This is a genomic window from candidate division KSB1 bacterium, from assembly GCA_034506255.1.
Lineage (GTDB): Bacteria > Zhuqueibacterota > Zhuqueibacteria > Zhuqueibacterales > Zhuqueibacteraceae > Coneutiohabitans > Coneutiohabitans thermophilus.
This window is the reverse complement of the sequence record JAPDPX010000003.1, coordinates 524,576-545,947: the sequence shown is the minus strand read 5'-3', so window position 1 is coordinate 545,947 and position 21,372 is coordinate 524,576. Positions and strand designations below refer to the sequence as shown.

16 protein-coding genes are annotated in these 21,372 nt (G+C 60.6%); 7 read left to right on the top strand and 9 right to left on the bottom strand.

The window, feature by feature from the left end; translation table 11 throughout:
• Nucleotides 1-309: 309 nt before the first annotated feature.
• Both ONB52_08330 and ONB52_08325 read left to right on the top strand, forming a co-directional pair.
• Nucleotides 310-642, top strand: a complete 333-nt coding sequence (locus ONB52_08330) for a hypothetical protein (protein MDZ7416158.1) — start codon at nt 310-312, stop codon at nt 640-642.
• Nucleotides 643-826: 184 nt separating this feature from the next.
• Nucleotides 827-1,069, top strand: a complete 243-nt coding sequence (locus ONB52_08325) for a hypothetical protein (GenBank protein MDZ7416157.1) — start codon at nt 827-829, stop codon at nt 1,067-1,069.
• 240 nt (nt 1,070-1,309) lie between these two features.
• Here ONB52_08325 and ONB52_08320 read toward each other — a convergent pair whose 3' ends face one another.
• On the bottom strand, nt 1,310-1,741 hold the full coding sequence (locus ONB52_08320; GenBank protein ID MDZ7416156.1) for a LytTR family transcriptional regulator: 432 nt from the start codon (nt 1,739-1,741) through the stop codon (nt 1,310-1,312).
• On the opposite strand from ONB52_08320, the gene ONB52_08315 reads away from it, so the two are divergent.
• The 4 genes from ONB52_08315 (at nt 1,740) to ONB52_08300 (ending at nt 4,856) form a co-directional block, all read left to right on the top strand.
• Entirely contained in the window at nt 1,740-2,111 is a 372-nt protein-coding gene (locus ONB52_08315; GenBank protein MDZ7416155.1) for a hypothetical protein, read from the top strand. The genes ONB52_08320 and ONB52_08315 overlap by 2 nt on opposite strands.
• Nucleotides 2,095-3,345, top strand: a complete 1,251-nt coding sequence (locus ONB52_08310; protein MDZ7416154.1) for a branched-chain amino acid aminotransferase — start codon at nt 2,095-2,097, stop codon at nt 3,343-3,345. The genes ONB52_08315 and ONB52_08310 overlap by 17 nt, the downstream gene beginning before the upstream one ends.
• A gap of 232 nt (nt 3,346-3,577) precedes the next feature.
• Nucleotides 3,578-4,066, top strand: coding sequence for a hypothetical protein (locus ONB52_08305; GenBank protein ID MDZ7416153.1), 489 nt, complete (start codon nt 3,578-3,580; stop codon nt 4,064-4,066).
• A 13-nt stretch (nt 4,067-4,079) separates the two neighbouring features.
• The gene (locus ONB52_08300; GenBank protein ID MDZ7416152.1) at nt 4,080-4,856 is read left to right on the top strand and encodes a hypothetical protein; all 777 of its coding nucleotides are present in this window, start codon (nt 4,080-4,082) and stop codon (nt 4,854-4,856) included.
• A gap of 289 nt (nt 4,857-5,145) precedes the next feature.
• Here ONB52_08300 and ONB52_08295 read toward each other — a convergent pair whose 3' ends face one another.
• From ONB52_08295 to uvrA, 5 genes are all read right to left on the bottom strand, one after another.
• Nucleotides 5,146-7,368: a T9SS type A sorting domain-containing protein gene (locus ONB52_08295; GenBank protein ID MDZ7416151.1), complete on the bottom strand. Its 2,223-nt coding sequence runs from the start codon at nt 7,366-7,368 to the stop codon at nt 5,146-5,148.
• 166 nt (nt 7,369-7,534) lie between these two features.
• Nucleotides 7,535-8,740 (bottom strand): hypothetical protein, encoded by a 1,206-nt coding sequence (locus ONB52_08290; GenBank protein MDZ7416150.1) that lies wholly within the window; start codon nt 8,738-8,740, stop codon nt 7,535-7,537.
• A 5-nt stretch (nt 8,741-8,745) separates the two neighbouring features.
• A complete protein-coding gene (locus tag ONB52_08285) occupies nt 8,746-10,005 on the bottom strand; it encodes a phosphoribosylamine--glycine ligase (GenBank protein MDZ7416149.1) in 1,260 nt (419 codons plus the stop codon).
• Between the two features lie 205 nt (nt 10,006-10,210).
• Nucleotides 10,211-11,329 (bottom strand): PfkB family carbohydrate kinase, encoded by a 1,119-nt coding sequence (locus tag ONB52_08280; GenBank protein MDZ7416148.1) that lies wholly within the window; start codon nt 11,327-11,329, stop codon nt 10,211-10,213.
• Nucleotides 11,330-11,447: 118 nt separating this feature from the next.
• Entirely contained in the window at nt 11,448-14,504 is a 3,057-nt protein-coding gene (gene uvrA, locus ONB52_08275) for an excinuclease ABC subunit UvrA (protein MDZ7416147.1), read from the bottom strand.
• A gap of 815 nt (nt 14,505-15,319) precedes the next feature.
• Between uvrA and ONB52_08270 the strand changes: the two genes are divergently transcribed.
• The gene (locus tag ONB52_08270) at nt 15,320-18,553 is read left to right on the top strand and encodes an immune inhibitor A (protein MDZ7416146.1); all 3,234 of its coding nucleotides are present in this window, start codon (nt 15,320-15,322) and stop codon (nt 18,551-18,553) included.
• A gap of 171 nt (nt 18,554-18,724) precedes the next feature.
• Here ONB52_08270 and ONB52_08265 read toward each other — a convergent pair whose 3' ends face one another.
• The 3 genes from ONB52_08265 to ONB52_08255 form a co-directional block, all read right to left on the bottom strand.
• Nucleotides 18,725-19,927, bottom strand: a complete 1,203-nt coding sequence (locus ONB52_08265) for an ATP-binding protein (GenBank protein ID MDZ7416145.1) — start codon at nt 19,925-19,927, stop codon at nt 18,725-18,727.
• 163 nt (nt 19,928-20,090) lie between these two features.
• Nucleotides 20,091-20,888 (bottom strand): inositol monophosphatase, encoded by a 798-nt coding sequence (locus ONB52_08260; protein MDZ7416144.1) that lies wholly within the window; start codon nt 20,886-20,888, stop codon nt 20,091-20,093.
• Nucleotides 20,889-20,925: 37 nt separating this feature from the next.
• Complete coding sequence (locus tag ONB52_08255) at nt 20,926-21,348, bottom strand: hypothetical protein (protein MDZ7416143.1); 423 nt, start codon at nt 21,346-21,348, stop codon at nt 20,926-20,928.
• Nucleotides 21,349-21,372 lie beyond the last annotated feature (24 nt).

Here is a 21,372-nt window from a genome sequence, read left to right as displayed (position 1 = left end):
AATTTGACGGGCGCAATATACGCAGCAGGCGGGCAAAAAACAACGTCCTGCTGCAATGACAAACAGGAACAAGAGTGGCTTATGCAACAGCGCTGACTGCGAAATTCGGCCGTTTGCCCAAAGCGTTATGTTTTTTCTCTCACGCAAATGCACTCCCATGAACCGGCTTTTCCCGTCGGATTTCTCCCGTCGTGGATGGAATTTTTGTGTTTGATGCCGAGGCCGATTCATGTTTCCTCCCACAAAAATGCACTCCCGCGAAATGGCTCTTCCCGTGGGATTTCTGTTTTCGTGGGCGGATTTTGGGGTTTGATCTTCACATCGAGGTTTGAATCTCTGCCGGGCTATAAACAGGGCGTCGCGATCAAATCGGCGTTTTTCGCGGGGGATCAATTTGGGTGCAAAATTCAGGGAGGGAAATGGGCTTTGAGAATCGCCAGGAGGACCGTGATGGAAAACTTCACGGCGTGGCAACCGGTTACCGTCGATTCAGGCAGGCTGTTGTCCTTTGCCTTTTCTCACAACGGCCGCAACGCGCCATCTCCGGATGCCGACTGTAAACGGTATGCCGCCCAAACAAGGCAGCAAACCATGCCGGTAATCTGTCACCTTGAGGAGTACAGGCAACTGCTCTTCAAATAAACTTTTGCGGCAGCGCCTTCAGAGGCGGGGCCTGAAGGCTCGACCACGAGACTTGATTATTACCAGGTGTTGCCAGCGAGGCGGGATAATTTGCCCTGAGAATGTCGTCGCGCAAGCTTCCAAGCTGCCGGCAGACAGGAGGTCTGCACGGAAAATACTTTTGTACCAGACCCCCTCAGGGTCGGTGCCCAAAGGCACGACTGCGAAAGTTCATTTTCATCATGAATCCCGCCGTGCGCGGGCAGGGCAATTATTCGGAGAAAACCGGCATGCCCGTCAAAATTTTGCGGCGCCGGCATCCAGCCCAATGGCACTAACTTTTTCACCTGAATTGTCTCAGAACCGCGAAGGCCGCAAACAACGCGAAGTTTTCAAAAACCCGGCTTTGTTTGGTTCGGACCATGACCAGCCGGCAAACCAGGTTTGATAATCGTTTTTATGGCAAAATACGGTTCTTCGTAGACTTCGCGGTGAAAATCAGAGGTTTTGTCTCACTAAAAGATCAGCAGCATTGGGCCTCCAGCCTGCGTGGCCGGGCAGACAGAGATTTGGCGCCATGCCGGCCTGCCGGAATCCTGTGAAAATTCCAGCGGACCGCCGGACAGCTCAGGGGATTCCTTTTGAATGACACCCGGAATCATGCAGACCCTCTCTAGGCAACCAGGCCTCAGGCGGGCGAATTCAGCGCGTGCAGGCGCAAGGCTTTCAAGAACTCCGGGGCGCGATAGCGGCTGACCGTCACTTCGCTGTGAAAACCGTCTTTCATGCGGAGCTGGCAGCGGCCGTCCGGCAATGGTGTGACTTTCTCGATCTGCTGCAGGTTGACGATGGCGGAGCGGTGCACGCGAAAAAACGTGGCAGGGTCAAGCCGGGAAAACAATTCCTCCATGCCAAAATCCAGGGCGTGCTGCCGGTTTTCCGTGTAGGCATAGACCAGCCGGTGTTTGGTACCGATCCAGACGATTTTGGCAACCGGCAGGAAAAATTGTTTGCCCAGCCGCGTGATGGGCAGCCGGTCCCGCCAGGGTGCATACACCGCCGGATTGAAATCACTTTCATGCGGGGACGTTTGCGGCGCGTGTGACCGCGAGGGGATCATGGACAACTCCTCCGTAGGACTCTTTGAACACGATTATTCTCTGACACGCCCTGCCGTTGCCAGCAAGGCGTGTCGCTTGTACTGCAACCTTCCCCACCCTGCCGCCGCTTCCTTTCTCGCTGCAACAGCTTTTGTGGCAACTGGCCTGTCGCCCCGGGATGGGAAAATGGTGATAGTTGCCCATAAAGACGCACCCGGGCACAAAACGTTCAAAACCAACTGTGAACCCCCTGGCAGCCAAATTTTTGACTGGCATTATTGCGAAAATGGTTTATCTTTGTTGCGCATTACCCCCCTGTCCGCCGAGATTCAATCCTCTGTGTGGCCCAAAAAATATCTCATCGGAGCTTGCCATGCTGACCAAGCTTGACGCTGTGGGATTTGCCAGCGAGGCGCCGGAGGTGGTACCGCTACCTGTCCGCAAACTGCTCCTGCCGGAACTCGACCATCTGGCCTTCGACGTCTACCAAACCTCCCGCATGTATCTTGCCTGCCACATGACCAGCCACCTGCCCGATGAGAACCAACACTGGCCCGCGCCCTGCCTGGAGCTGGGATGGGAACATTACTATTCCGACGATTACCGCGAAACCGGCTGGTCCCCGCCGGGTGATTCACCGATCATCCCGCTGCAGCAGCTTGCGCTCCACCCCGCCTGCTGCGCGTTGCATTACGGTGCGGCTGCGTTCGAGGGTACCAAGGCTTTTGTCTCCGCCAAAGGCCGCGTCGTTCTCTTTCGCATCCGGGACAACGCCAGAAGATTGCAAAAGAGTGCCAGCCGCCTGTTGCTGCCCAAGGTGCCGGTGGAGATGTTCCTGCAGGCGGTGGCCGACACCGTGCTGGCCAATCGTGAGTTCATTCCGCCTTATCGTGCGGCCAACTGGGCATGGGAGACCCGCAATCCCCATTGCCTGTATGTGCGGCCAGTGCTGATCGGCCACGGTCCGCAACTCGGTGTGCGGCCGTCAAAGGATCATTTGTTCCTGATCTTCGTCTCCCCGGTGCGGGCCTACTATCCGGTCGAGGGCATGAGCGTTTTGATCTCATCCTATTTTCGCCGGACGGCGCCGGGCGGCACCGGCGGCGTCAAGACGGCCGGCAATTACGCCGCCGGGCTGTTACCCGCGCAACTGGCGCGCCAGGGCTGCGATTGGGTGGAGGGCAAACCGGTGAAAGTCAGCCAGCACCCCTTCCATGACGTGCTCTATCTCGATGCCCGGCACGGACAATATGTCGAAGAATTTTCCGGGGCCAATTTGCTGGCAGTCAGCACCTCGGGCACGCTGCTCTGCCCCGAGTCGGAGACGATTCTGCCCGGCATTACGCGTGCTTCGGTGATGACCCTGGCGCGCGATCTCGGCATCCCGGTGGAACAACGGCCGCTGCCGGTGGACGAACTCATGGATGACCGCCGGATTACCGAAGTCTTTTGCACCGGCAATGCCGCGGTGATCACCCCGATCGTTTCATTGCATTATCAGGGCCGGACGCGCAAGCTGACGCTCGAAAAGTACGAAATCACCCGGCGGCTGTGGCAGGCACTGGTGGGCGTGCAATTGCAAACCGCGGAGGACCGTCACGGCTGGGTGGAAGAGATCGGTTGAAAAAAATCCCCTGTTGCACCGCCACCGGCACTGGCCGCGCCTGCACCCGGTGAGTGCCAACTCGGATGAAAAGAAGAGAAGTGGGCTGCGACCGCGCAAAGAGGTGATGCTTTAAGATACCTTTGGATGATGTCTATTCTTGCACCGGTTGAGCTCTTCGTGGCACAAGCCCTGAGGAATTGGGGAGGCAACCATGCAGCTTTTCCCTCGCTGCTGTCATTCTGGAGGGTCGGTGCTACTCCTCCTGCTGCTGGCAACCGCAGTACCAGCCCAGGAAATGAGTGTCAAGAAAAATACACTGGCACCCCAACCCCGTTTCTCCACTGCCGGCGCGCCGCGCTATACGCTGCTGAATCTCAACAACTTCACTACCTGGATGCGGGCCGATGGGCAGTCGAACCACACCCCTGCTGTTCAAAAGGGGGGAATCTTTCCCCGTGGCACCGCCGGGGTCATTTATCAAGACGGCGTAATGTGGGGCGACAAGGCTTATATTGTCGCCGGCCATCACCAACCCGCCCCCTTCAATCAACTCGTGCGGGTGGGCGGTGCGAATTTTTTGGTGGGCACGCAGGCCGAATCATCGGACAAGGTGCTGCTGCCGTGGCTGCGAATCCTGACGACCCGCAAGTACGCATTTATCGCATCCGCATCGCATCCGCCGCGATTATTACACCCTGAGCGAGGAGGTGTTGCGCCGGGATGCCGCGGAGTTTTTTGAGAAGGATGCCGCTTTGATTACCCCGCAGGAACTCCAGAGCGTGCGCGCACAATACGAACGCGATTGGAACAAGTGGCCGGTGCAATATGGCGCCCCCTGCATTGATCGCAATCACAACGGCCGCTACGATCCGCCGCCGGCTTTTTCCGCCACTTTCACCGCCGATGATCTCATCGCGGGCGGCTATGATGAGCCGGGTCTTGCCGGCGCCGCCCTCAACTTCCCTGCCGGCCAGGTGATTTGGACCGTTTGCAACGACCTGGATGAAAACCTGACCCGCCTCTTGCAAGGCTCCCTGCCGCTGGGTCTCGAAGTGCAAATCACGCTGTGGAGCTACAACCACCCTGCGCTGGCCAACACCTTCTTCCGGCGGGTGCGCTTGATCAACAAAGGCGGCGTGGCAATCGATACCCTGGGCACGCGCGGCGCTTTTTGGATCAACGACATGTATCTGGGGCAATGGACGGATCCGGACTTGGGTTGGTTTGGCGACGACCTGCTGGGTTGCGACCCCGCCAGCAACATGGGCTACGTCTACAACGGCGGAACCATGGACAGAGAGTTCGCAGCCTTTCACCTGCCGCCGCCCGCGCTGGGCTATGACCTGGTGCAGGGGCCACTCGCACCGCTGCCAGGCGGCACCGCCATTTTCGATTTCAAGAAGAGGGCGGGCTTCTCCAAGAGATTTGGCGGGGGAAGGATGACAGAGGCATCCCCGCGGCCAGTGACGTATATTTCTATCGGCTGGAAGTGCGGGAACCGGGGGAAGGGGGCAGCCTGCGCTTCGTGAAAACCCACAAAATGCTGCTGCTGCGCTGAATCCAGCCCGGCAGCAGCCGGTTCACGCTTCGCTTTTGCGACAGGGAAAAGCAGGATTGCCAGGCGTTGAATCCATGGTGCTTTGTGTTTGCAGGGAAGTGTCTTTGCCTTCCCGCCTGCACCCTAAACGTGGACATTCTAACGATCCCGCCCCTTCCTGTCGGCCTGAGGAAGATGCCGGATCCGGGATTTGCCTTTGGGATAAAATGAAACTGGGGGATGGGATTTGAGTGACCGGCACTCGTTTGGCTAAGGCGCCTTCATCTCAGCAGACTGAGCTTGCTCACCCCGCGAAATTCGCGTTTGTCGCTTCCCTCCGCACGCAGGCGCAGCAAGTATTCACCGCTGGCCACCGCGGCGCCGGCCTGATTGCGCCCATCCCACCGCACTTCATGCACGCCGGCGGCGTAATGCCGTGCCGGCCACATGTGCACAAGGCGGCCAAGCACATCGTAAATCTCCAGATGAACCACGCCCGAGGCGGGCAGGCCAAAACGGATTGTCGTGGAAGGATTGAAGGGATTGGGATAGTTCTGGTAGAGAACGAATTCCCGGGGGACGTCTGCAGCCGGGTCGCTTGCAACTGCGGTGGCGCCGGGGAAAAAGAACGCCAGCACGCGCTGCATCAACTCGGCGCGCGCGCTGGCTGCGGCAATTGTCTCAAAGGGGAAACCGAGGTAAACCAGCCTTCCCGGCCGCGCGCCGCCGGGAAAGAGTCCTTCGAATTGCACGCCGGCAATCTGGCCGTTGCCGTAACGCAGACAGGCAGTGCTGCCCGCAACCGGCGCGATGGCATCGGGATAGTCTTCGATGTAGGGCAAACTGCCGTAGGTGAAATTCATTCCCGCGAAAATACTGCCGGCCTCGCCGGTCACCGTCGTGTTGTTGGCATCATCCGCGACATAATCCGCCTTGAGATAATCGCGCAAAAAGGCCTCATCGCTGGCTGAGCCGCGCGCCGCCGTGTCCAAATCCCACGCCACCTCCGAACCCGAGACAAAGAGCCTGCCGCCCTGCTGCAAATAGGCCTGGACGCGCGCCTGTTCCACACTGCTGAAGGTTTCGTCCGTGGTGGATTCATCGCCCAGCAGCCAGAAAACGGCCTGATAATCCTCGAGCTTGATGGCACCGGAAAGGATCTCGTCATTGGCACAACTCTCGAAGGCAAAGCCGGCGGCGGCAATCGCATCGCCATAATGAAAGACGAAATAGTGCCACGGCTGCGACCAGCTTCCCGAGCCGCCATATCGGTCGAAGCCATCGACAACCAGGATGCGCTCGGGCCGCGGCGAGGATGCCAGGCCATAAACATCGGAATGGGGGCTTTCATTCGGCGGCGTGGTGGTGTCCACGGCGGTCAGGCGGTAATAGGCGTCACCGGCGGGCAGCGCCAGGCTGGTGGAGGTTAGGTTCCCGGGCAAGGCAGTTTCGTCCATGGCGAGCTGCCAGGCGTTGACATTCCCGGGAGAAACATAAAGCCGGTACCCGCGCAGATCGACCTCATTGTTGGCGAGCCAGCGCGCCCGGGGCGTGCCGGCATTCGTGATCGCCAGCAGCAGCGGTCGCGCTGGCGCAAGCAAATCCTTTTTTGAAATCTGCACCGGCACATAGGCGTTGCCGACATTGCCGTAGGTGTCTTCCGCGAAAACGTGCAGGGTGTAGTTGCCGGGCGGCAGCGTCTCGGTGTCCCAGTAGGACCGGCCATTGGCGGTATTGGACACGTAGTAGACGTGCATGCTGGTGGAAGAGTAGGTGGGATGAAAGGTGTAATGCACGTCGCCGGAGGGCTTGCGGTCGAATTGAAAGCGCACGCCGTTGGTGGGCGGCAGATAGACCACCACATCGCGGCTGGCGGTGAGAATGCGATAGCCGACTTTGTAGGCACCGTTGTTGAGCACCGAATTGGAGCTGCCGGGCGGACCATTGCGTTCGGAGATGTGCGCGACAATGTCGACTCTGCTGCTGACATTGCCGGCGGTGAATTCGGTGTTGCTGCCGGTCAGAAAGAGTTTGACGAAATTGATCACCGGCGCCCAGGTGTCAACGTAGGGAGTCAGACCGGTGTCCTTGCGCAGGGCATTCACTTCGCTGCCCACCTGGCCTTCGGTCAAATGCACGTGCCCCAGCCCGTCGAGAATGGTACCGAGCACGGTCACGGATTTGAACACGGAATCGCCCACGCTCAGCGCGGGATTGGGTGCGATGTGAACATAGGCGAAGCGCCCGACGCGGACATAGGCGCTGCTGCCGGTGGGATCAATCGCCGTGATGAGGCCATCCGCGCAGGGATAAACCGGCGAGCGATCCTCCTTTGGAATGTCAGTGCCGTTGTGATAATGCGGCGCCGGCGCGGTGTCGCGATATTCGCAAAAGGTGCCGGTGATGGCATGCGTTTCCTGCAACGGCGTCACCGGCCAGGGGAACTGGGCAGCAGCAGTGAGGGGGCAAAGCAACACGAACACAACAAGCGGTTTCGGCATCATGATCATGACTCGCGCAGGCTGGCAGTGAAAAAGACTTAAAAACAGCGGCAGCGGGCAATCCCCCGGTAACGTGTGGAGCAGTGCAGGCATCCCTGCCTGCAGACAGGACATCGGCGCTGCGTCCCCAGACGTAACTGAGGCATTACGGCAGCGGCACGCCGTGGCGTTATTGTTTGATTGCACGTTTCCCCGGCGGCCGCACCACACTCACCACGGTGTAGCGCTGCACCAAACCGTCCGCGGCCAGCAGCAGCCGCTGGCTGCTGGTGGAAAAGGCCAGCGTGGGATTCACCAGCTCCTCTGACAGGCGGACGCTGGTGCGCGGGTGGCCGCCGATGAATTTGATCAGGCGGCCGTGTTCGAAAACGAAGCGGTCATGCTTGAAAGTGCTCACTGCGGCCAGGGCAAAGAAGTGGTCGCGGCCGGCCGGATCCATGGCGATATCGACGAACATTTCGTTGCGGCTGGTCAGCGAACTTTGCCAGACAGTATCGAGGCCCGGCAGCTTGAGCAGGCGCACCTGGCGGCGATCCATCACGAACAAACGCTCGCCATTGTCGGAGAACCGCGCCTGGCGAAAAAGTCCGGCAGTCGCGGCCTGTTGTGCGCCCTCGCGGTCGAACAACACCATCGCCGACGTCACGGCGCCGGTGGCATTGTCCACGTGATAATGGCTGGCGATGATCCATTCGCCGTTGCGCGACACCTCCAGGCCGCCGGCCGTGCCCGCGGGCAATTCACGGCGCCAACGTTCCTGTCCCGCGAGCGAAAAACAGATCAGCACCGGTTGCCCCGGCCGCTGCTCGTTGGAGACTTCAGGCTGGCTGAGAACCAGGAAGCTCTCGCCAGCCGCCGCCAGGAACAGCGGGCGTTCATTGAGATAGGCAACGGAATCGAACAGCAGTCGCGGACCCGGCAGGAGGTCCGCGCTGGAGAAAAACAGCACCTGTGCCGTGGCTGGTTGAGCAAGCAACAGGGCAGTGCCCTCCCTGCTCAAACAAATTTGCGGCAGGGGATCGTCTTCATGGCGCGGCAGGGTATGGCGGCCAGGCGCGCGGCCATGTTGATCGAACCACCGCAATACCAGCGTGTCGGGCGCCGTCATTTGCAAAACCGCCAGCACTTCGCCGTTGGCGCTCAATGCCTGCTTCAGGAAGCGGCCCGGCTGCGCGAGCAGGTTGCTGCCGTGCTGGTTCTGCCAGAGCAGGCTGTTGCCGGCGCGCCAGGCGATGGTTTCACCGGCGCGATCGATCAGGGGTGTGCCTGCCACCTGCCGGGATTCATTCTGCAGGCGCAACGTGGGATGCGTCTGGCCATGCGCCAACACGAGTGACAACATCAGAAAGACAACATGACAGCGGATGAAAGTCATGGCGGTCACTCCTTTCCCGGCGGCCACAGACTCGCGCCGATGTCGGTGCGATAGTAGCTGCTCAGGCACTTGATCTTGCGGATGTTTTCATAAGCCAGATTGATTGCGGCCGGCAACGAATCGGCGAGCGCCACCACGTCGGCGATGCGATGGCCGGTCATCACCAGTCCGCCGCGGGCGTCTTCCGCCACTTCGTTCCACCAAATATCGCAGGTGGGTTGTTCCAGCAGCCGCACCGGCAGCCGTGGGCCTTGAATGCTGATGTAGGGGTAACCGTAACCCGCCAGCGTGAGATTGCAGCCAAACTGCAGGGCTTCGTGAAAGCGCGGGGCGACCGGCTGATTGCGGGCGGTGGCCATGATCACTTCCAGGGGATTGGCCAGCATGCGCAGAATCATTTGCGTCGAAGTGACGCCCATGCGCACGTTGTACTCCAGCACGTGCCAGCGGCCGTCGCGCAGGGCCGCGGTGACCTGCACCGGGCCGTGAAAATTGACCTGGCGCAGCCAGGGGAGCAGGGGATGCAGCAGCTCTGCTGCCAGGCCGTAGCGATCGTGCGGATCCTGTTGCGCCAGTCCGCCGAGCGGCGCGCCGGCCACGATGCCCATGTTGCCGTCAAATGCGCGCTTGTATTCCTGGTTCGTCACCAGCGAGTGAATTTCACCGGCACTCACCACCGCGATGTGACCGGCCTCGGCGCGGCCCATGTATTCCTGCAGGAAAACGCCTTCGGCGTAATCCAGGCGCTCCAGCCAGTGCCAGGTATCCTCGACGGTTTCACAAACGATGGTGTGAATCGGACTGGTGGGCGAGCACAGGGGATTTTTGATGACATAGGGCCGCGGGTCCTGCCGGAGGATGGCTTCGGCCTCCAGCCGGTTGCGCGCCACATAGGAGACCGGGAAGGGAATGCCGAACTGCTGGCAGAGCTGGCGCGCCCAGTCCCGCTCGCGCTCCAGGCGCATGGCTTCATGCACTGGCGAGAAGATGGGCACCTTCAGCGACAGCAATTCCTCCGCCCAGGGCTGCTGCAGCCAGTCGATGGACATCGGGATCAACAAATCGACCTTCTTGTCGCGCACAAAGCGCACCGGACTGGGGAAGTAGGAGGCGGGATAAACCTCGCCTTCGAGCGAGGGGCCATAGTGGCCGTAACTGCGCGTCAGATAGCAGCTCACACGCGCGCCATTTTCCCGCAGAATGCGCATGACGGCATGCGCAAAAGCGCCGACCCCGAGCAGCATGACATGAGGGGAGGTGGACATGGTGATGGAACTGGTGCCAGATGTGATGGAAAAGGGATAAGATGTTTCAGCGACGACCGGGATCAAAAACGGCCCGCTTCAGCGAGGGCTGGGCCATCGTTGGCCATGACTCACACACTTTTCTCACCTGAACCCCCAGCCGGCCTTTCCCCAACCGCGCTCTATCAAAGTCAAGGCCGAGCCTTGACGGAACAGCACCGGAATCTCACTCAGGCCAGTGCCGGATGAACTCGACAAGCTGGTCCACTGTGGGGCTTTGTGCCGTGCGCACGTAAAAACCCGAGGTCGCGACCCCGGTCAACAGACAGGAAGCCAGCGGCAGTTGCAGCAGCGCGCCCAAGCAAAAGCCGGCATTGAAATGATCGCCCCCGCCGGTGGAGATCAGCGGTTTGGGCGTGAACGGGCCGGTGACCCGGGCAAATTCATCCTCGGTGGCCGCCACGGCATATTCGCGCGGATGCACCACTACCGCGCCGATACCCAGCTTGGCCCGCATCTCGACCGCAATTTTTTCCACGGCTTCCGGCGTTTGATATTTCACGTGAATGCCGAGCACTTCAGCCAGCTCGTAGCTTTCCTTCTCATTCACGCCGAGCATGACGTCAGCATACTGCTGGAACCGTGAGAGCAGTTGCAGAGCAGCGTGAATGTCTTCGGTGAGGCGTTTGGCGGGATCGGCAAGATCAAAGAACATCAGCGGCCGGTGTTTCAAGAGCGGACAGAGATCCTTCAAAAAATGCTGCCATATATCCGACAGATGGGGAATCATGGTCCAGTTCAGCAACCCCAGCAGACCGGCTTCCTGCAGAAAGCGCAGCAATTGCTCACCGCTGACGCGCGCCATGAGATTCTCCCAGGTGATGTCATTGAGGGGGGTGATCTTGCCCAGCATGAGCTTGCCGTCTTCGAACTCAATGGCGTCGGTATGACCGGGCTCGGCGATGGAGATCACCTGCGCCCGCCGGGCCAGCTCCTGAAACACCGGATGCAGAGTGGGATAACCGAGATTGCCAATGTAAGTCACCGCCACGCCAAAAGCGGCCAGGGCATTGGCCATGATCGGACCGTTGCCGCCGAGTTTCATTTGCTGCACCACCAATTCCAGGTTCGTGCTCTTGCCGGCAGCCTCGGCGATGCGGTCGGCCAGAGCGGTGAGACTGGGAAGGGCGGTGTAGCGATCCAGAGATTCGCGCTTGTCAACAATGCGGACGATCTCGTCCACGAAGCCGTCAAATCCGAGCACCGCCCGCGGGGTCGCGAGCTGTGCTGTGCGGGCTTGCAATGCCGCCGCGGTTTGCCGGAGCAGCACCTCCTTTTCGAGCATGGCAGCAGGATCCTTGTGACTGACAAGATGTGCGGTCAGAGGCCGGACGGGTCACGGGCACTCATGCCGATGGTGGTGATGATGACGGTGCAGCGATTGGGGGATTGCGCGCCGGGCTTCATCTGCGGGTGTCAGCGACACGCCGCGGCCTGCGGCCGGGCAGGCTGTTTTTCTTGTGTTGCCCCGCCTCCGTGCCTTCTCTCTCCTCATCCTCCTCGAAAGCAACCTGGACGCGCGACCGCCGGCTTTTCTTCCAGCCGACTTCGCCCTCTGCGCTGAGGCGCACATGATTGCGATGGCCATTCGCCGGCGCCGGCGACATGCTGAACGGCCGGGCTTCGCGCCGGCCTTCCTGCAAAATTTTCCGGAGAAATTCCCCCGTGTAAGACCCTGCCACCTGCGCCACGTCCTCGGGCGTGCCGGCGGCAACGACACGGCCGCCATTGTCGCCGCCCTCCGGCCCGAGATCGATAATGTAGTCCGCGGTCTTGATCACATCGAGATTGTGCTCGATCACGATCACGCTGTTGCCCATGTCCACCAGCCGGTTCAACACCTTGAGCAGCATCTTGACGTCTTCGAAGTGCAAACCGGTGGTGGGTTCATCGAGAATGTAAATGGTGCGGCCGGTGGCGACGCGCGAAAGTTCGGTGGCCAGTTTGACGCGCTGCGCCTCGCCGCCGGAAAGCGTCGTGGCCTGCTGGCCGAGGTGAATGTAACCCAGGCCGACGTCGTGCAGCGTCTGCAGCCGCCGCTTCACGGTCGGAATGTGCTGGAAGAAATCCAGCGCCTCGTCCACCGTCATGTCCAGCACCTCGGCGATGGATTTGCCCTTGTACTTGATTTCGAGCGTCTCGCGGTTGTAGCGCCTGCCTTTGCAGGCCTCGCAGGTGACGTAGACATCCGGCAGAAAGTGCATCTCGATTTTGATGATGCCATCGCCCTCACAGTTTTCACAGCGGCCGCCCTTGACATTGAAGCTGAAGCGGCCGGGCTTGTAACCGCGAATTTTGGCCTCCTGCGTCTGCGCGAAGAGGTCGCGAATTTCAGTGAACAAGCCGGTGTAGGTGGCGGGATTGCTGCGCGGCGTACGGCCGATGGGCGACTGGTCAATGTCGATAACCTTGTCGAGATGCTGCAGGCCGCGGAGGCTGCGGAACGGCAGCGGCTGCTGCTTGGCCTGATTCAATTCGCGCGCCAGCACGCGATAGAGCGTCTCGTTGATCAATGTCGATTTTCCCGAGCCGGAAACACCGGTCACACAGATCAACAGCCCGAGCGGGAATTTGACATCGAGGTTTTTGAGATTGTTGCCCTGTGCGCCCGTCAGTTCCAGAAACGTGCCGTTGCCGGGCCGGCGCTGCGCGGGAATGGCGATGTATCTGCGGCCGGCGAGATAGTCGCCGGTGAGCGAGAGGGTGTTGTGCGCCACTTCCGCGGGCGGCCCGGCTGCCACCACCCGGCCGCCTTCCTTGCCCGCACCCGGGCCCAGGTCAATCACCCAGTCCGCCGACGCGATGGTCTCATGATCATGTTCCACCACGATCACGGTGTTGCCGAGATCGCGCAGGCGCAGCAGGGTGTCGATCAGTTTGCGGTTGTCGCGCTGGTGCAGGCCGATGGAGGGTTCATCGAGAATGTAAAGCACGCCCACAAGCTGTGAACCGATCTGGGTGGCGAGGCGGATGCGCTGCGCCTCCCCGCCCGACAGCGAGCCGGCGTCGCGATGCAGCGTGAGATAATCCAGACCGACATTGACGAGAAAACCCAGGCGCTCGCGCACCTCTTTGAGAATTTGATGCGCGATCTGCTGTTCCCGCGCGCTGAGCGCGAGATGGTTGAAGAAGTCATTGGCGGCGCGCACGGTCATGCGGGTGATGTCAAAAATGTTGTACTGCCGGATTTTCACCGCCAGCGCTTCCGGCCGCAAGCGCGCACCCTGGCAGGCGGGGCAGGGCTTCTTGTTCATGAAGCCCTCGATCCAGGTGCGGATGTACTGCGAATCCGTCTGCACGTAGCGGCGCTGCAGATTCGGAATGATGCCTTCGAATTTGCCGGTGAATTGCGCCTGCATGCGGCCGTTGCCGCTGGCATAGTTGAATTTCAATTCGCGCTCGCCCGAGCCGTAGAGCACCACCCGCTGCTGCGCTTTTTTGAGCTGATTCCAGGGGGTGTCGAGCGAGAAATCGTAGGCCCGGCTGACGGCCTTGAGCTGCTCCCAATACCAGCCCTCCTGATTGTCGCCCCAGACCTCCAGCGCGCCCTCCCGAATGGAAAGGCCGGGATTGGTCACCACCAGGTCGGGGTCGACCTCCATGGTGGTGCCCAGGCCGTTGCACGCCGGGCAGGCGCCATGCGGGGCATTGAACGAGAACAGCCGCGGCGCCAGTTCCTCCACCGAAATGCCGCACTCGGCGCAGGCAAAATGCTCGGAAAACAGAATCTCGCGCTGGTTGACCACTTCGATCAGCACCAGCCCGTTGGCGAGATGCAGGGCGGTCTCCAGTGAGTCGGTCAGCCGGGTCTTGATGCCGGGCTCATTGAGCAGCCGGTCCACGACAATTTCGATGTTGTGCTTTTTGTTCTTGTCGAGCTTGATGTCGCCGGCGAGATCCTTCACCTCGCCGTCGACGCGCACGCGCACGTAGCCTTCGCGCCGGGCGGTGTCGAAGATCTCGCGATATTCACCCTTGCGGCCGCGCACCACCGGCGCCAGCACCTGAAAGCGTACCCCCGCCGGCAGGGCCAGAATGGCATCGACCATTTGCTGCACCGTCTGGCGCTCAATGACCCTGCCGCAGTTGTAGCAATGCGGCACGCCGATGCGTGCGAACAGCAGGCGCAGATAGTCATAAATTTCGGTGACGGTGCCCACCGTCGAGCGTGGATTGCGACTGCTGCTTTTTTGTTCGATGGAGATGGCGGGCGACAGGCCTTCGATATAGTCGAGATCGGGCTTTTCCATCAAGCCCAAAAATTGGCGGGCATAGGCCGAGAGCGACTCGACATAGCGGCGCTGGCCTTCGGCATAGATCGTGTCAAAAGCGAGGGAGGACTTGCCGGAGCCGGATAGGCCGGTGATCACCACCAGTTTGTTGCGGGGGATTTCGACGTCAATGTTCTTGAGGTTGTGCTCCCGCGCACCCTTGACGACGAGGTACTCTTTTTCAGCCATGATATTTTGCGAAAGCTAGCACGCGATGATTGCGAGACGGTTCGTACTGCCGCCGGGTTCCGGCCGCCCCCCAGGAACGGAGAGCCGCGCTGCCGTGCGTGTACCGTTCGGTATGAACCAGGCCCTGGTTGCCGGCATTGCAAACAGGCGTCAAATATAGAAAAAAAAAACGGGAATGCAAGCAGGGGATTCTGCGCTTCCGCCGGCGGGTGGATGCGAATGAGGCCGTGGCATGGCGCGGGCATCGTTGTCTGCCGGCCGCATGTCTGCACGCAATGCCGCCGGCAACAGCGGAGACCTTGCGCCCAGGGCAAGAATCGTCTTGACATTCTCAAATCGTTTGTTCATATTTGCCCGTTCAAAATTCAGCGCGCTCGCACGAACACCCGTGACAGTCGTAAGAATTCACGAGTCTTGACCATCCCGCTGAGGTTGGGGACGGAGGATGAGGGCTAGTAGCGTGATGCACTTTACGAGGCTGTACCACGACGGTTTGATGTGCTCAACAGCCAACTGCCCAACCCGGCAGCCGCGCGCAACCGGAGTCAGCATCCCCCCTGACACTCTCCCACAGTCGCTTCTTCGCCGCTTTTCACCACCTCACATACAATCATTCCCGTTCCGCCCGAGGCTTTTTATGCCGTCCAACCGACCACCGGGCAGGTTGACACGCACAGCGCCGCAGGACGGCAGAACGGCCCGTATGATCGGCGCGCTCAGAAAGGAGGCGATGCCCGCAAGTCTGTGACGTATGCTTCACCCGACTGCCATTCTAAACAACCGTTCAACTCATTAATCGCTTAGGGAGGTTGTTTATGCACCGGAAGTCCATCGTACTGCTTGTGACAGTTTTTCTCTGCGGTTTGGGTCTGCTCGCCGCCCATGAAGCCGGAAGGAAAAATCCGGATGCCAAGGCGGCGCCCATTCAACTCGTGTCGAAAAAGAACCTCGACCGGTTTCTCATGAAACCGATCCGGATCGATGAGGCCGCCAGCGCCCGCAAGCCCAACCGCCAGCAAACTGCCGCCGCCCAGGATGTGATCTTTTTCGATGATTTCGAGGGCGGCAAGGATCCGTGGCAGGCGAGCGCAACCTGGGGCATCCGCACCAAAGGCAGCGGCCACGCCGACGAGGATCGCAGTGATTGGGAAGTCGCCAAAACCAACTTCCACAGCGCCTCCACCAGTTGGCATGAGACCACGGTGACCGCCATCAGCACCGACTTGTTGCTGTCGCCGTCCGTCACCATCCCCACCCAAACCTCCGGTGGTGCGCCGCTGGCGCGGCTCAACCTCGACTTCTGGGCCGATTGGGATGCCGCCCTGCCAGCCAACCGCCTCTATGTCTATGTCGGTCTCGATACCGCGCTCTGGCATTTCAGCACCACCGCCCCCGGTGCCGGCAACAGCAGTTGGGTCATTGAGAATCCCGGGACCGCCCCCTATGATGTGTTCAGCCGGCAATTCCTGACCACGCCCGAGATCGATCTCACCGGCGCCACACCACCCATTGAATTGACCTTCCTGTACAAGTCGATCTCGGAGGTCGATTTCGATTACAACAAAGTCGATGTTTTCACCAAGGATGACGACTTCGTGAGCTATCGCTCGGTCGCCTCCTTTGACGGGCCTGATGGCAGCCCGGGCGGCGGTACCGCGGCCTGGAAACTCCACACGGTCAACCTGGATGCCTATGCCGGCAAGATCATCAAAATTCGTTTCAGCGAGAATGGTGATTACGGTTTCGTCGAGCCCGGCGCCATCTTCGCGCTGGATGACATCAAGCTGACAGCCGGCGGCAACACGGTATTTTCCGATGACGGTGGTGAGAGCGGGACGTCCACAATGGTCGCCACAGGCTTTGCCGCGGGCGACCAGGTGGCGGCTTATGCGGGCGCGGCCAACCCCAACCCCAACTGGGTGAATGTCGCGGTCCCCGGCAATGTGCTGTTGAGCGGGGCCAGCGGCACCTTGAAGCCGGGCGACAAAATCCGCATCGGCATCCTGTTTGGTTATGATCCCACGGGTGCGACCACGACTCCGGCGCCCGTTGGTCGCGGCTTGTACATCGATGACGTCAATCTCACGGGGCAAACCATTCAAGACGACGTCGCCGCGGTCAATGTCGATATCCCCTTCCCGATCAAGGTCGGCGATGCCGTGAGCTTCACGCTCAATGTCACCAATGGCGGCTCCAACCCGCAGAGCAACCTGCAATGGCAGGGATCGATTTTGAATGCCGCCGGCCAGGTCGTGGCCTCGGTGGTGGGCCGCCGGACCGATGCGCTTGCTCCGGGCGCCAGCGCAGGGATTCCCTCGGTGAATACCTGGACGCCCACTGCGCCCGGCATCTATCGCATTCGCGCTTTCACTCGTCTGGCCACAGACGAAGATCGCTCGAACGACACCACCGCGGTTGCCACGGACGACCCCAACGGCTTTGGCGATGCGCGGTATTCCCCGTTTGTGGTGCATGACGGTCAGGTACTGTTCTCCTCGGCTTTGTGGAACGCGCCCGCCAGCCCGACGCCCGCGCAATTGCTGTCCCGCGGCTTCCAGGTCAACTCCACCCGCTCGGATCCCGGCGTGGTGACCTGGCAAACCACGAACGCCGCCCTGGTGCCGGCAGTCAACCTGGGCGGTGCGGCTTACAAAGGCGCCTACATCCAATTCGATTCGCTGGGCCGGCCCCAGGATGAAGACTTGATTATTCCCTACCTCGATTTCAGCGCCGTCACCTCCACTGCCTGGTTGACCTTCAAGTCCATCGGCGTGGGCGGTTTCGGCTTCACCCGCTTTTCGGTGGATGTCAGCAACAACGGCGGCCTCTCCTGGAACACGGTGGCGCAGCGCGTCCGCGGCGTGGATCCGGAAACCGGCCAAAACTTCGGCGGCCCGGCCTTCTTCACGCTCAATCTCAGGCCGGCGGTGCTGAACATCACACGTTGGGCTGCCGGCTACTCCAACGTCTGGATTCGCTTCCGCTATGAAGGCATCGACGATGCGGACTGGACGATCTGGAACGTTGCGGTCAGCGGCAAGGGCATTCAGGCGGCCACCCTCTCCAGCGTAACCGACATTCCCAACGATCAGGGCAAACAGGTGCGCGTGAGCTGGACCCGCTCGCCCAATGACGGCGGCGTCGCCGGCGTGCCGATCACGCATTACGGTGTCTGGCGCAAAATCAGCGGCGCCGGGCAAAAACCCGTGGGCGGCGTGATCGAAGTCGCCGATCGTCTCACCATGATCGGCCGCGACATCACCACCCTGAAAGCCGGCACCCGCTTTTATGATGTCAATTCCGCCACCGGCTGGGATTTCATCGCGATGGTGACGGCGCATTCCGACCCTGACTACAACTATGTCGCGCCCACCCTGGCAGACAGTGTCCAAACCTGCTTCATGGTCTCCGCGCATACCGCCAATCCGCTCGTCTTCGCCAATTCCAACGAGGCCTGCGGCATCTCCAGCGACAACCTGCCGCCCAACGCCCCGCTGTTGAGCGGTGAAGTGCAAAGCGGTGCCGTAAGACTGAGCTGGACCGAGCCCGACAATGAAGAGCCGGCTTCCTACTCGGTCTATCGCCGTCTGGCCAGCGAACCCTCCTTCGGGGCTGCGATCGCCACGGTCACCGGCCGGGAATATCAGGACACCAACATCGAGCGCAACACCTCCTATGTTTATGCCGTCACCGCCAAGGACTACGCCAACAACGTCAGTGCCTTCTCCAACGAGGTGCCGGTGGTGACCACCGCGGTCGCGGATCGTCCGGGCAATGCCCTGCCCACGGAATACGCGCTGGGCAACAACTACCCCAACCCGTTCAACCCGCAAACCACCATCGCTTTCGCCCTGCCGCAAAGCGGTCGGGTCGTGCTCACGATTCTGAACTCGCTCGGCCAGGAGATCGAGCGGCTGGTGGACGCTGACATGCAGGCCGGCTTCCACAAAGTCGTGTGGGAAGCGAAGGGTCGCACCTCCGGCGTTTACTTCTACCGCCTGACCGTCAACGACTTCACCCAGATGAAAAAGATGGTCTTGATGAAGTAAACCCGCTGTAATGCCCGCCGGCATGGTCTGCTGCGCGAAAATCCCGCACCCCGGCCTTCGGGGTGCGGGATTTTTTGGGTGACGCCGCAAAAAACAAAAGCCGCTGCCCTCATGTGCGAGCAGCGGCTTTGTTGTTTTTGAAGGAAGAACGGCGGCAGCGCACCGGCTGCTTCACAGCATGATGCGCATGGTGGTGCCCCCGCCCGGCCGCGACTCCTTGACGAACAAGCGGCCGCGATGATATTCCTCGACAATGCGCTTGGCCAGGCTCAGGCCCAGGCCCCAGCCGCGTTTTTTGGTGCTGAAACCCGGCCGAAAAATATTCTTGCGATCGGCGGGATCGATGCCCTTGCCGTTGTCGGTGATGTCGATGATCGCACGATGCCGCCGGCGGGCGGCGGCACGCATCTCGATGAGGATCTCGCCCTGGTCATTCTCGATGGCATCGATGGCATTCTTGATCAAATTCTCCAACACCCATTCCAGCAGGTCGCGATTCAGCGGAATGGGCGGCAGCGGCTCTTTGCACACCTCCAGGTGGACGGCACGCCGCATTTGCGGCAGCCGGCTGCGAAAATAGCGCACCACCTCGTCGACAATCACCCCCAGATCCTGCTCCTTGAGATCGGTGCTCGAACCGATTTGCGAAAAGCGCGCGGCCACCTTGTTCAACCGCTCGACGTCGCGCTCCATTTCTTTGATGGTCTCGCATGCGCCATTGCCCGCAAGCTGACTCTTCAGCAGCTCCAGCCAGCCCAGCAGGGAGGAAATCGGCGTGCCGAGCTGATGCGCGGTTTCCTTGGACATGCCCACCCAGATGAATTGCTGCTCGCCGCGACGAATGCTGTTGAAGCCGAGAAAGCCCACCAGAACAAACAAACTCACCACGCTGATGGCGATGTAAGGCAGGCGCTGCAACTGCTGGATGAGACGCGAATCACCGTAATAGAGATAATTGAGCGTATCGGTCCGGCCGGAGACGGGATCCTGATAGGTGATGGGCACCGGCGCGACTTCGCGCCGCATGGCCGCCATGATCTTCCGCACCTGGCGCTGGGCACGCGCGGAGTAGAGGGAATCCGGCGGCACGTCGATGCCCTCCCAGCCGATCGGCTCGCCTGCGGGGGTGGCCAGAATGATGGGGAAATCCGTGCGATTGATGATGGCGTCGAAGATGAAGTTGAGATCGCTGTTGCCGGGATCATTGACGGCGCGCGCATGCAGTTGCGCATAAAACAAAATCACATTGCGCGCCTCCTGCCGCAGCCCCGCCACCAAATTTTGTGTGTGCCAGAGCAGGGTGATGATGATAGCGACGGCGGCGACGAACAGCAAACCTTTGATGCGGCCAACCAGACGATAGGGGGCAATCATGTCAAATCGTGTCCCGCCAAAAATGCAACTGTGTTGTCACCAACAGCCGGTATCCGCCTGCCAATGTTCCGGCCGCGGATGCGCCGGGGATTCCACGACTTCGGGCCGCGTGGAAACCCGGTGGATCTTGCGGCACCGGCCAAACCGTTGCGGCAACCTTTTCTCAAGAGTCCGTGTGTTCGGCGATCAGTTCCTGCATGAGCGCATGCACACGGCCGTTGCTCGCGACAATGTTGCCGCTCTCCCAGAAATTCTCCCCGGTGGTGAAGCCGCTGATCCTGCCGCCGGCTTCCTCCACCAGCAGACTGCCCGCGGCAAAGTCCCACGGATTCAAATTATACTCCCAGAAACCATCGAACACCCCGGCAGCCACCAGCGCCAAATCGAGACTGGCGGCGCCCATGCGGCGCATGTCGCGCACCTGCTCGAAAAAATTCCGGAAGAGGCGCAAATACGAACCAGCCAGATGCTTGGCACGAAAGGGGAAGCCGGTGGCGATCAAACATTCCGACAGCCTGTGACTGGCAGAAACCCGCAGACGCTCGCCGTTGCGAAAAGCGCCGCCACCGCGCACGGCGCTGAACTGCTCCTGCCGCAACGGATCGTACACCACGCCCGCGATGATCACACCCTGCCGGCGCGCGGCGATCGACACGGCAAAACACGGCACCCCGTGAATGAAGTTGGTCGTGCCGTCCAGCGGGTCGATAATCCACTCCACCTCCCCCGCACCCTCCGAGAGACCGCCCTCCTCTGCCAGGATTTTGTGTTGCGGAAAATGGCGGCGCAGGTGGGTGACGATCACCTGCTCGGACTGCCGGTCGACTTCGGTGACGAAATCGAACTCGGCCTTGTGATCGACCTGCAAGGCCGGCCGGTCACGCCAGCGGGACAGCAAAATGCGGCCGGCCAGACTGGCAGCTTCAGCGGCGACGGCGAGAAGGTTTTCATGACTGGTCATTGTCAGGTCTTGCTTCGCTCCATCAAAATCAATTTCATCACGGGGACCGTCCGGCGCGGCTGCCCGCAGCGCGGCAGTCCAGCTTGCGATTGCTCATCGTCGGCACACGTGGACAGGGTGTGCGGCATGCCGTCCCCGGGGCCTGACAAGCTGTTTGCGACAAGGCAATAACCCTTTCTGTCAAAACGGCGTCATCCGAGAAACGGGCAACTGGATCTTGAAATTCGCGCTCCAGTCTTGGCACTGACACGGCTGTGTTGCAGTACATTTCCACGGAAATACCGTCGCGCAGGTGGCTAACCTGCAGGCAGACAAGATGTCTGCGCTCGTTGTCATCCTGATGGGTGCCGGCCGCGGCACGGCAAATCCACCTGAAAAGGGTCAGGCCTGCAAAAATTTTTGAACCACGGATTTCGCGGATGAACGCGGACAGAAAAAATCCGTGTCGAGCGGCGTTCATCTGTGTCACCCCCAAATCGTGGTT

What these genes read in the sequence shown, in the direction of transcription:
- ONB52_08315 (MDZ7416155.1), top strand. Translation starts at nt 1,740, where the DNA reads ATGGACAACTCCTCCGTAGGACTCTTTGAACACGATTATTCTCTGACA.
- ONB52_08320 (MDZ7416156.1), bottom strand. Translation starts at nt 1,741, where the DNA reads ATGATCCCCTCGCGGTCACACGCGCCGCAAACGTCCCCGCATGAAAGT.
- ONB52_08310 (MDZ7416154.1), top strand. Translation starts at nt 2,095, where the DNA reads ATGCTGACCAAGCTTGACGCTGTGGGATTTGCCAGCGAGGCGCCGGAG.
- ONB52_08295 (MDZ7416151.1), bottom strand. Translation starts at nt 7,368, where the DNA reads ATGATGCCGAAACCGCTTGTTGTGTTCGTGTTGCTTTGCCCCCTCACT.
- ONB52_08290 (MDZ7416150.1), bottom strand. Translation starts at nt 8,740, where the DNA reads ATGACTTTCATCCGCTGTCATGTTGTCTTTCTGATGTTGTCACTCGTG.
- ONB52_08285 (MDZ7416149.1), bottom strand. Translation starts at nt 10,005, where the DNA reads ATGTCCACCTCCCCTCATGTCATGCTGCTCGGGGTCGGCGCTTTTGCG.
- ONB52_08280 (MDZ7416148.1), bottom strand. Translation starts at nt 11,329, where the DNA reads ATGCTCGAAAAGGAGGTGCTGCTCCGGCAAACCGCGGCGGCATTGCAA.
- uvrA (MDZ7416147.1), bottom strand. Translation starts at nt 14,504, where the DNA reads ATGGCTGAAAAAGAGTACCTCGTCGTCAAGGGTGCGCGGGAGCACAAC.
- ONB52_08270 (MDZ7416146.1), top strand. Translation starts at nt 15,320, where the DNA reads ATGCACCGGAAGTCCATCGTACTGCTTGTGACAGTTTTTCTCTGCGGT.
- ONB52_08265 (MDZ7416145.1), bottom strand. Translation starts at nt 19,927, where the DNA reads ATGATTGCCCCCTATCGTCTGGTTGGCCGCATCAAAGGTTTGCTGTTC.
- ONB52_08260 (MDZ7416144.1), bottom strand. Translation starts at nt 20,888, where the DNA reads ATGACCAGTCATGAAAACCTTCTCGCCGTCGCCGCTGAAGCTGCCAGT.
- ONB52_08255 (MDZ7416143.1), bottom strand. Translation starts at nt 21,348, where the DNA reads ATGAACGCCGCTCGACACGGATTTTTTCTGTCCGCGTTCATCCGCGAA.